Genomic DNA, 10,910 nt, shown 5'->3' on the forward strand with positions numbered 1-10,910 from the left:
TGGTGAATGATGGGGATGGAAATCCCCGGTTCAAGTCAGGCGGCGCAAAAACGCGCCAGAAAAAAGATCAAAACGGTACCAAGTTGGCGTCAATGCGCAGGGAACCCCCTGCTACCGTGAATTTAGCCGCAGTTCCAAACGAACGCAAACGAAAACTGGCCCCGCCGCGGATCCGATTCCGGACTCAATCCTTCGAGTCCGCGTACGGATTTTTGTTCGTGCGAAATTCGATGCGCAGGGGCGTGCCCTTGAGCTTGAATGCCGCACGGAAACGGTTTTCCAGGTAGCGCCGGTAGGTCTCGGCAACGCCCGACAGCGCATTGCCGTGAACCACGATGATGGGCGGATTGGAGCCGCCCTGGTGCGCATAGCGCAGCTTGGGCCGCGATGCGCCGACGCGCTTGGGCTGCTGGAATTCCACGGCTTCCTGCAGCACGCGCGTCAGTTGCGGCGTTGGCAGCTTGACCATGGCCGCGGCATACGCATCGTCGACCGAGCGCATCAGCGCGCCGATGCCGGTGCGCTCGCGCGCCGACACAAAATGAACGTTGGCAAAGCTCAGGAATTGCAGCTTGCGCTCGAGGTCGTGCTTGATGCGGTCACGCGTGTGACCGTCCAGTCCGTCCCACTTGTTGACGCCCACCACCAGCGCGCGGCCGGACTCGACGATAAAGCCGGCAATATGCGCATCCTGGTCGGAAATATCCTGCTGCGCGTCGAGCAGCAGGATCACCACGTTGGCGTCGGCGATCGACTGCAGCGTCTTGACCACCGAGAATTTCTCGATCGCCTCGAACACCTTGCCGCGCCGGCGCAGGCCGGCGGTATCGATCAGCGTATAGGGCTTGCCGCCGCGCTCGAACTCGACGTAGATGGCGTCGCGGGTGGTGCCAGGCATGTCGAAGGCGATGACGCGCTCTTCACCGATCAGCGTATTGACCAGCGTGGACTTGCCCACGTTGGGACGCCCGACGATGGCGATCTTGACGCCCTTGCCCTCGTCCGAGGCTTCCTCGGCCAGCTCGGGGCGCTCCTGCACCGCCAGCTCGATGGCTTCATCGACCAGCTCGCGCACGCCGTCGCCGTGGGCGGCAGAGATCGCGTACGGATCGCCCATGCCGAGCTCGTAGAAGTCCGCCGCGACCGAGGTGTACTTCATGCCCTCGGCCTTGTTGACCGCCAGCATGATGCGCCGGCCGGTCTTGCGCAGGTAATCGGCGATGGCGCGGTCCTGCGGCGCCAAGCCCAGGCGGCCGTCGACGATAAAGATCACCACGTCGGCCTCGACCACCGCCTGCTTGGTCTGCTTGGCCATCTCGGCGACGATGCCTTCCTTGACCACGGGCTCGAAACCGCCGGTATCGATGGCGATGAACGGACGTTCGCCGATGCGCCCTTCGCCATAATGGCGGTCGCGCGTCAGGCCCGGCAGGTCGGCGACGAGCGCGTCGCGCGAGCGGGTCATGCGGTTGAATAGCGTCGACTTGCCCACATTGGGGCGGCCGACAAGTGCGATAACTGGTTTCATGCCATAAACGGAAACGGGGGCCGGCAACTGCCGCCCCCCGGTAACTCCGGAGTCAAGGGTTCCAACGGCAGCCCGCGCCACCTGAGCGCGGGCTGCCGCTTGTCCTGTCGGGCGCGGCGCGGGTCAGCGACCCGCTGCAATTGCCGCGTCAAGGATCATGCTACCGGATTCGGCGCCGGCCGTACCGACAGGTGTACGGCAGCGCGCATAGGGTCCTGTCAACCAGGCTGGAAACCGTAGACGTCGCCGTCGCGCGTCTGGATCACCAGGGTCTGCCCCGCCACCACGGGCGCGGCGGTGATGGCGCTGCCATCGGTCTTCATGCGTGCCACCACCTGGCCGTCTTCGCGCGACAGGAAGTGGACATAGCCTTCGAAGTCGCCCATCACCACCGAGCGGCCCAGCGCCAGCGGCGCGCCCAGGCGGCGGTTGCGCAGGTCGGCGTTCTTCCAGCGCTCGCTGCCGTTCTGGCGGTCGAAGGCATGCACCACCGATTGCTCGTCGCTGGCGTAAAGCGCATTGTCATCCTGCGCCGGGCCTGCCGGCGACGAGAAATCCTTGCCCCACTGCGGCTGGCCGCTGGCCAGTTCCAGGCAGGCGACCCGGCCCTGGAAAGTAGTGGCGCAGACCTGGCGACCGCTGACCATGGGCAGGCCGGTGACGTCGTTCAGGCGCTCGATCTCCGATACGCCCTTCGGGTAGGAAACCGCGCTTTCCCAGCGCAGCACGCCGTTACCCGGCGTCAGCACCCCGAGCTTGCCGCCGGGAAAGCCCATCACGATGCCGTCGCCGGCGAACACCATGCCCATCGCCGCGCGCAGGTTCAGCGGCGTCTGCGAACGCTGGTAGATCCAGCGGCGCTCGCCGGTCTCGGCATCCAGCCCGAACACCCGGGTATCGGTGGTGCGCACCACCACCAGGCCGTTGCCGACCAGCGGTGCCGACAGGACCTCGCCGTTGACCTGCTTCTTCCAGATCTGCTTGCCGCTGGCGTCGAAGGCATAGACCGCGCCCTTCTCGCCCGCGACCGCGGTGACCGAGCCGTCGCTGCCCGGCCCGGAGGTCAGGTCAACGTCGGTCTTGGCCTTCCACAGCACGCGGCCGCTGGCGCCTTCGAGCGCCATCACATTGCCGTTGTTGGACGACACATAGACATTGTTGCCCGCCGCGGCCGGCTGCATCGAATAGGGGCCGCTCTTGCCGACGTCGGCCTTCCAGGCCTGGCGCACCGCCAGCGTGCCCGATACCGGCTTGAGTTCGGCGGGCGGGTGCTTGTTTTCCTTGCTGAACAGCGCGCAGCCGCCCAGCGTGGCCAGGCAGGCAGCCGCCACCAGCGCACGGGAAATCGTGCGGGTGGGCTGGCGATGTACGGCACGGGAAAGCACTGACGTCATAACTTTACGGTCCTGTTGTTCGATCCGCGGGATCAACGGTATGGCAATGGTTCAAACGGCAGCCGGATCAGGCCGTGCCCAGCGCATCGAGCTTGAACTGGATGATCTGGCGCATCGCCGGCTCGGCCTGGCCCAGCTTGTCCAGCGCCTTGCGATAGGCGGTGCGGGCATCGTCGCGCTTGTCTTGCGCGGCGAGCAGGTCGCCACGGCGGTCGGCGTAGAGCGCGACGAACGCGGCCGGCGGCTCATCCTTGAGCAGCGCCAGGCCCTGGTCATAGGCCTTCTCGTCGAGCAGCACGCCGGCCAGGCGCACGCGCGCCAGGTGCGAATATTCTTCGTCGCCGTGGTCGATGGCCCATTGCAGCTGGCTCTTGGCGGCGGTTAGGTCGCCCGCATCGTACAGCACGCGGCCGGCGACCAGTGCACTCATCTGGCCGTAGGCGGTACGGCCGAACTTGCCTTCCAGGTCGGTCGCGGCGCGCTTGATGCGCTCGACGTCGCGCGCCTCGGCCGCCTTGAGCACCTGCTCGTACAGCACCGCGGCTTCGCCGGCCTGCTTGCGCTCCCAGTACTTCCAGCCGTTCCAGCCCGCAAAGGCCAGCAGCGCGATGATCAGTGCCCAGGTCAGCGCATTGCCATACTGGCGCCACCAGGCCTTCAGATTCTCAAGCTGTTCCTGTTCTTCTAGATCGTAAGCCATGTCGAGGCAATCACCTGCGTTGGTTGGATACTCGTGATGTCAGGCTGCGGCGCGCGCTTATTCGCTGGCGCCGACCATGGCGTCGATCAGGTAATCGACCAGCCCTTCGGCCGGGACGGTGGCCTGTTGCCCACCGCCTTCGGCCTGCTCGCGCTGGCGAAGTTCCTTGACCTGGACCACGCCGGCGGCCACTTCGTCGTCGCCAATGATAATGGCATAGGCCGCGCCGCTTGCGTCGGCGCGCTTCATCTGCGACTTGAAGCTGCCGCCCTTGCCGTCGGGGCTGGCGTGCAGCACCACGTCGAGGCCGGCGTCGCGCAGGCGCTCGGCGGCCACCATTGCCTGCTGCGCGGCGGCCTCGCCCTGGTGCACCAGATAAACGTCGCAACCGACCGCCTCGGGTACCACGCCCTCTTCGCGGATCAATTCGATGATGCGCTCGATGCCCATGGCCCAGCCGCAAGCCGGGGCGGACTTGCCGCCCATCTGCGCGATCAGCGGGTCATAGCGCCCGCCGCCGGCGATGGTGCCCTGCGCGCCCAGCTTGTCGGTGATCCACTCGAACACCGTCAGGTTGTAGTAATCGAGGCCGCGCACCAGGCGCGGGTTGATCTTGAACGGAATGTTGTTGGCCTTCAGCAGGCGCTGCACGCCCTCGAAGTGCGCCAGCGATGCTTCGCCCAGGAAGTCGATCAGCTTGGGCGCGTTGGCTGCCATTTCCTGCAGCGCCGGGTTCTTGGTGTCGAGCACGCGCAGCGGGTTGGTGTACAGGCGGCGCTTGCTGTCGTCGTCGAGGATGTCCTGGAAACCTTCCAGGTACTTGATCAGTTGCTCGCGGTGCGCCGCGCGCTCGTCGGCCTGCCCCAGCGAATTGAGTTCGAGGCGCACGCCGGTCAGCCCCAGGTCGTCCCACAGGCGCTGGCACATCAGGATGATCTCGGCATCCACGTCCGGGCCGGCGAAGCCCAGCGCCTCGGCGCCGAGCTGGTGGAACTGGCGATAACGGCCGCGCTGCGGACGCTCGTGGCGGAACATCGGGCCGGTGTACCACAGGCGCTTGGGGCCGTCGTACAGCAGGTTGTGCTCGATGGTGGCGCGCACGGCTGCGGCGGTGCCCTCGGGGCGCAGCGTCAGCTGCTCGCCGTTGAGCGAATCGGTGAAGGAGTACATCTCCTTCTCGACGATGTCGGTGACCTCGCCGATGCCGCGCACGAACAGCTGGGTGTGCTCGACGATAGGCGTGCGGATCTGCTGGTAGCCGTAGGCGCGCAGCATCGCGCGCGCGGCATTCTCGAAATGCTCCCACAGCGGCGCGTCGGCCGGCAGCATGTCGTTCATGCCCTTCACACCCTGCAGGGCCTTGGCGGGGCGTGCCTTCGGTTCGGTCTTGGCGGCGCCGGCGGCGGCCATGGTCTCGGTTTGCGTCATTGTGTTCTAGTCAGGCTGCTGGTCCCGGCCGATCCGGCTCAGGCTGCCACTTCTTTGCCGGCCCGCGCAGCGCCCGGGCCGTAATGCGTGCGAACGTATTCATCTACGATCGCCTGGAATTCTTCCGCGATGCGCTCGCCGCGCAGCGTCTTCACCTTGACGCCATCGACGAACACCGGCGCGGCCGGTGACTCGCCCGAGCCCGGCAGCGAAATGCCGATGTTGGCGTGCTTGCTTTCGCCCGGGCCGTTGACGATGCAGCCCATCACGGCCACGTCCATTTCCTCGACGCCCGGGTAGGCGGTCTTCCATTGCGGCATCTGCTCGCGCAGGTAGGCCTGGATACTCGCGGCCAGTTCCTGGAACACCGTGCTTGTGGTGCGGCCGCAGCCTGGGCAGGCGATCACCATCGGGGTGAAATTGCGCAGGCCCATGGTCTGCAGGATTTCCTGCCCGACGTACACCTCTTTCTCGCGCGGCGCACCGGGTTCGGGCGTCAGCGAGATGCGGATGGTGTCGCCGATGCCTTCCTGCAGCAGCACCGACAACGCCGCGGTGGAAGCCACGATGCCCTTGCTGCCCATGCCGGCTTCGGTCAGGCCGAGGTGCAGTGCGTAGTCGCAGCGGCGCGCCAGCTCGCGGTACACCGCGACCAGCTCCTGCACCTGCGACACCTTGCACGACAAGATGATCTGGCTGCCCGGCAGGCCGATCTCCTCAGCCTTCTTCGCCGATTCGATGGCCGAGGTGATCAGTGCCTCGATCATCACGCTCTGCGCCGGCCACGGCTCGGCGCGCCCGGCGTTCTCGTCCATGATGCGGGCCAGCAGATCCTGGTCCAGGCTGCCCCAGTTCACGCCGATGCGCACCGGCTTGTTGTAACGGCACGCCATCTCGATCATCTGCGCGAACTGCGTATCGCGCTTGGCGCCCTGGCCGACGTTGCCCGGGTTGATGCGGTACTTCGACAGCGCCTCGGCGCAGGCCGGATAGTCCTGCAGCAGCTTGTGGCCGTTGTAGTGGAAATCTCCCACCAGCGGCACGTCGACACCCATCCGGTCGAGCTGCTCGCGGATCGACGGCACCGCGGCCGCGGCCTCGGGCGTGTTCACCGTGATGCGCACGATCTCGGAACCCGCGCGCGCCAGCTCCTTGACCTGGATCGCGGTGCCGATGGCGTCGACCGTGTCGGTATTGGTCATCGACTGCACCCGCACCGGCGAGCCGCCGCCGATGGTCACCACATTGTCGCCCCACGCGACCCGCGCCTGGCGGGTCTGGCGGCGCGGCAGCGGGCCCGGCAGGACCGGGAGACAGAGCTGTTGGTTCATAGCATTACCACCTTGCAAAGACGCACCTTGCCGCACCTCGCACCGCGTCAGGGCAGCGTCAGGCGCGCCACGTTGTTGCGGTTGGCTGCCTTCAGGTCGACCGGCGTGCCGTTGCGCGTGAGCGATGCGACGCCCTTGACGTTGCCGATCACCACCCGGTACGGGGCCGTGCCGCCGCCAGCCATGGCCTGGCCGGCCCTGGCGGTGCCACCCATGACGACCTTGCCGCTATTGTCGCGGATTTCAAACCAGGTATCGGCGGCAAAGCGGATCTGCAGCTCGCCCTCTCCAGCCGCCACGGCAGATGCCGTGGGCGCTGCCGGTGCCGATGCGCCCGGCGCCGCGGTGGCTGCCGGAGCTACTGTGGCAGCCGAGGCTGCCACGGCGCTGGCCGGAACGGTTTCGGCGGACGGGGCCGGCGAGTCGCTGGCGGCCATGACCGGCGGCAGCGCCGCGGTCACGATACCGGCTTCCGTGCTCGCGCCATCCGCGGCCGGCGCTTCGGCCGCCACGGTTTCGGCGGCACCGCTGCGCGCGTCGATCCACGCGCGGATATGGTCGAGCCCGAACCAGATGCCCGCGGCGACGACCACCGCCACCAGCGCCAGCCAGACCCAGCGGCCGCCGTTGCCGCCGGAGCGGAAGCGGTTGCGGTCGTCGAAGGCTGCATTGATGCCGCCTTCGCGCTGGCGGGCGATTTCCGCCACCTGCGCCACCGCGCGCGGCTGGAAGCGCGCCAGCAGCGGGTCGATATCGACATGGAGCATGCGGGCATAGGCACGCATCACGCCCTTGGCGAAGGTCACGTCGGGCAGCGCCTTCAGGTCGGCCGCCTCGATCGCGCGCAGCTTGCTGGCCGCCACCTTCAGCCGTGCGCTGACGTCCTCGACCGACATCCGCTGCGCCTCGCGCTCGCGCGCCAGCGCCGCGCCGATCTCGCGCGCCGCGGCTTCACGTTCCCCTTCATGCGCGCCTCCGCCGACTGCTTGCGTCGGTACGGCCTGGCCTGCGGCGCGGTCGTGCTCACTCATCCCATGCTCCTTGTTCGTAGGCGGCCACCTCGCGCGAGTCGGGGAAGCGGCTGCGCAGCTGCGCCCCCAGCGCATCCTGCGTGCGGCCGTCGCCCTGTCGGTGGGCAATGCGCGCTCCCAGCCAGAGGGATTGCGCAGTGACAAATTGGCTGTTGTTGACGCGCTGGACAAACTGGCGCGCCTGTACGTAATCGCCGCGCCGGTAGAACACCAGCGCCAGGTTGGTGTTCGCCACCGGGTTGTTGCGGTCGTAGCCGAGCGCGGCCTTCAGGTTTTTCTCCGCCTCGGCGCTGTGGCCCTGGCGCAGTTCGCACGCGCCCAGGCTGATCAACGGCTTGACCGGGCCGCCGGCCGACGGCGCCGACACGGCGCGCCGCAGCATGGGCTCGGCCTCGCCGTAGCGCCCTTGCTGGCACAGGAACCAGCCGTAGTTGTTGAGCAGGTCGCCGTCATTGGCGCGCATCGACGCCGCGGTGCGGAAGCTGTCCTCGGCCAGCGTCGGTTCATTCATGCTCATGTAGATCAGCGCCCGCACATGGTAGGCGTCGGCCAGCGACGGATCGATGGCGATGGCCTGCTTGATCTCGTCAAGGGCGACCGCGTTCTGGCCGGCCTCGAGGTAATTGGTGGCCAGTTGCAGCCGGATGCCGGCCCGGCGCCTGGCCTCGGTCTGGTCGGAAGCGGTCTGGAGATCCTGCGCCGGCGCATGCGGCAGCTGGCACCCGGACAACATCAGCAGCCCCAGCAGGGCCGCAGCGATCAGACGGATCATGCAGGGCGCGCCTCCCGCGGCTGGCCGCTGGCAGTGACCGGCACCAGCGGCGTGATCTTGCCGAACCTGCCGCGTTCGGCAAGGCGGGTGCGGTCCTTCACTTCCCCGGCGAGCTGGCCGCAGGCGGCGTCGATGTCGTCGCCGCGGGTCTTGCGGATGGTGGTGACGATGCCCGCGTCCATCAGCACCTGGGCGAAACGGCGGATCTGCTCGTTGTTGGAGCGCTTCAGGCCCGATTCGGGGAAGGGGTTGAACGGGATCAGGTTGAACTTGCACGGCACGTCGGCGACAAGCTTCAGCAGTTCCCGCGCATGCTCGACGCCGTCGTTGACGCCATCCAGCATGCAGTATTCGAAAGTAATGAAATCGCGCGGCGCGAATTCCAGGTAGCGGCGGCATGCCGCCATCAGTTCGGCCAGCGGGTACTTCTTGTTCAGCGGCACCAGCACGTCGCGCAGGGCGTCGTTGGACGCATGCAGCGACACGGCCAGGGCGACCGGCAAATCCTTGGACAGTCGGTCCATCATCGGCACCACGCCGGAGGTGGACAGCGTCACGCGCCGGCGCGACAGGCCGTAGGCGTTGTCGTCGAGCATCAGCCGCATGGCCGGCACGACCGCGTCGTAGTTCAGCAGCGGCTCGCCCATGCCCATCATCACCACGTTGGAGATGACGCGGTCATCCTTGGGGCCGCGGCCCAGTTGCTCGCGCATGGCGAACTCCGCCATCCACAGCTGGCCGATGATTTCACCGGTGCTGAGGTTGCGCGAAAAGCCCTGCTTGCCGGTGGAACAGAAGCGGCAGTTGACGGCGCATCCCGCCTGCGAGGAAACGCACAGCGTGCCACGCGTTTCCTCGGGGATGTACACCGTTTCCACCGCGTTGCCCTCGCCCACGTCGAGCAGCCACTTGCGCGTGCCGTCGGCCGACAGGTTGTCGGTGATGGCGGCGGGCGCGCGGATCTCGGCGCGGGTCGCGAGCTTTTCGCGCAGCGACTTGGCGAGATCCGACATGGCGTCGAAGCGGCTGGCACCGTAGTGGTGGATCCAGCGTTGCAGTTGCCGCGCACGGAACGGCTTCTCGCCGAGCTCGCCGCAATAAGCGGTGAGCGCGTCCGCGTCGAGGTCGAGCAGGTTGACGAGAGTGTTCATGACGGCAAACTCAGCTTGGTGTCAGTCGGCAGCCGATCAGCGGCTGTAGACGTTCATGCCCGGGAAGAAGAACGACACTTCCACGGCTGCCGTTTCAGCAGCGTCCGAGCCGTGCACGGCGTTGGCGTCGATGCTGTCGGCGAAGTCGGCGCGGATGGTGCCCTTCTCGGCCTTCTTCGGGTCGGTGGCGCCCATCAGGTCGCGGTTCTTGGCAATGGCGTTCTCGCCTTCCAGCGCCTGGATCATGACCGGGCCCGAAACCATGAAGTCGACCAGGTCCTTGAAGAACGGACGCTCCTTGTGGACGGCATAGAACTGCTCGGCTTCGCCGCGCGACAGGTGCACCATCTTGGCAGCAACGATCTTCAGGCCGGCGGCCTCGAAACGGGCGTAGATCTGGCCAATCACGTTCTTGGCCACGGCATCCGGCTTGATAATCGACAGGGTGCGTTCGATCGCCATGAAAAACTCCGAAAAATGAAGGGGTTACAAATGGATTAAACGTGCAATTCTAGCACGAAGACTATGACGGTTTCGAGGGTCTTGCAGACCTCCGGACGGGCCCGCCCACCCCTCGCGCACATGCCGCCGGCAAGTTGCAAAAACCGCACATTACAACCTTGTCATCCCTGGAACGCAGCGCCGCCGCTACCATCCAATGTGAGCGGCGTCGAACGGACGTGAGCCAGCGGCAGGTGACGATTGAATTACCGCGCCCTTGCAATCCGGCCTGCCCGATGCCACATTGACGATGGTTCCGTCCGGCTTCCATACGAGTCTTCGCATTTGAAGTCTCGCAACGCCGGCGCCTCACCGTTTTGAGACAGGAGTCACCATGGATAACAAGCTGAACACCTACGGTTTCGGCAACAGTGCGTCGACCGTCACTGACGTCGTCGTTCGCAACCGGGTCTTGCGCAACACTTACTGGCTGCTGGCCCTCTCGATGATCCCCACCGTGCTCGGTGCGTGGATCGGCGTGGCCACCGGCTTCAGCTTCATGACGGGCAGCCCCGGCCTGTCGCTGATCCTGTTCCTGGCGATCGCGTTCGGCTTCTTCTTTGCCATCGAGAAGACCAAGAACAGCAGCATGGGCGTGGTCCTGCTGCTGGCCTTCACCTTCTTCATGGGCCTGATGCTGTCGCGGCTGATCAGCGTCACCTTGTCGTTCTCGAACGGCCCGGCACTGATCATGTACGCCTTCGGCGGCACCGCGGCCGTGTTCGGCGCGATGGCATCGATCGCCACCGTCAGCAAGCGTGATTTCTCCGGCCTGGGCAAGTTCCTGTTCGTCGGCGTGATCCTGCTGATCCTGGCGAGCGTCGCCAATATCTGGCTGCAGCTGCCAGCGCTGATGATCACGGTGTCGGTGATCGCGATCGGTATCTTCTCGGCGTACATCCTGTTCGACGTGCAGCGCGTGGTGAACGGCGGCGAGACCAACTACATCACCGCCACGCTGGCGATCTACCTCGACGTGTACAACGTCTTCGCCAACCTGCTGGCGCTGCTGGGCATCTTCGGCGGCAACCGAGAATGACGGCTAACGCCGCGGCATGAAAAAAGCCGGCCTGT

Annotated in this window: 10 protein-coding genes; 1 reads left to right on the plus strand and 9 read right to left on the minus strand. The window is 66.4% G+C overall.

Going from position 1 to position 10,910, the window contains the following annotated elements:
* Nucleotides 1-184: 184 nt before the first annotated feature.
* From der to ndk, 9 genes are all read right to left on the minus strand, one after another.
* On the minus strand, nt 185-1,528 hold the full coding sequence (gene der, locus MKD38_RS12415; RefSeq protein WP_116382973.1) for a ribosome biogenesis GTPase Der: 1,344 nt from the start codon (nt 1,526-1,528) through the stop codon (nt 185-187).
* A 218-nt stretch (nt 1,529-1,746) separates the two neighbouring features.
* A complete protein-coding gene (bamB, locus tag MKD38_RS12420) occupies nt 1,747-2,922 on the minus strand; it encodes an outer membrane protein assembly factor BamB (RefSeq protein ID WP_252677179.1) in 1,176 nt (391 codons plus the stop codon).
* Nucleotides 2,923-2,989: 67 nt separating this feature from the next.
* Entirely contained in the window at nt 2,990-3,622 is a 633-nt protein-coding gene (locus tag MKD38_RS12425; RefSeq protein WP_252677181.1) for a YfgM family protein, read from the minus strand.
* Nucleotides 3,623-3,679: 57 nt separating this feature from the next.
* Complete coding sequence (gene hisS, locus MKD38_RS12430; RefSeq protein ID WP_252677183.1) at nt 3,680-5,050, minus strand: histidine--tRNA ligase; 1,371 nt, start codon at nt 5,048-5,050, stop codon at nt 3,680-3,682.
* Nucleotides 5,051-5,088: 38 nt separating this feature from the next.
* Nucleotides 5,089-6,381: a flavodoxin-dependent (E)-4-hydroxy-3-methylbut-2-enyl-diphosphate synthase gene (gene ispG, locus MKD38_RS12435; RefSeq protein ID WP_252677184.1), complete on the minus strand. Its 1,293-nt coding sequence runs from the start codon at nt 6,379-6,381 to the stop codon at nt 5,089-5,091.
* 47 nt (nt 6,382-6,428) lie between these two features.
* Nucleotides 6,429-7,412 carry a RodZ domain-containing protein gene (locus MKD38_RS12440; protein ID WP_252677186.1) on the minus strand — a complete coding sequence of 328 codons (984 nt, stop codon included), beginning with the start codon at nt 7,410-7,412 and terminating at the stop codon, nt 6,429-6,431.
* Nucleotides 7,405-8,184 carry a type IV pilus biogenesis/stability protein PilW gene (gene pilW / locus MKD38_RS12445; protein WP_252677188.1) on the minus strand — a complete coding sequence of 260 codons (780 nt, stop codon included), beginning with the start codon at nt 8,182-8,184 and terminating at the stop codon, nt 7,405-7,407. Before pilW ends, MKD38_RS12440 begins: the two co-directional genes overlap by 8 nt.
* Nucleotides 8,181-9,335, minus strand: coding sequence for a dual-specificity RNA methyltransferase RlmN (gene rlmN, locus MKD38_RS12450; RefSeq protein ID WP_252677190.1), 1,155 nt, complete (start codon nt 9,333-9,335; stop codon nt 8,181-8,183). Before rlmN ends, pilW begins: the two co-directional genes overlap by 4 nt.
* Nucleotides 9,336-9,371: 36 nt before the next feature.
* The gene (gene ndk / locus MKD38_RS12455) at nt 9,372-9,797 is read right to left on the minus strand and encodes a nucleoside-diphosphate kinase (RefSeq protein WP_010809422.1); all 426 of its coding nucleotides are present in this window, start codon (nt 9,795-9,797) and stop codon (nt 9,372-9,374) included.
* 373 nt (nt 9,798-10,170) lie between these two features.
* On the opposite strand from ndk, the gene MKD38_RS12460 reads away from it, so the two are divergent.
* A complete protein-coding gene (locus tag MKD38_RS12460) occupies nt 10,171-10,875 on the plus strand; it encodes a Bax inhibitor-1/YccA family protein (protein ID WP_252677193.1) in 705 nt (234 codons plus the stop codon).
* Nucleotides 10,876-10,910 lie beyond the last annotated feature (35 nt).

This window comes from Cupriavidus sp. WGlv3 (assembly GCF_023952475.1).
Taxonomy (GTDB): Bacteria; Pseudomonadota; Gammaproteobacteria; order Burkholderiales; family Burkholderiaceae; genus Cupriavidus; species Cupriavidus phytorum.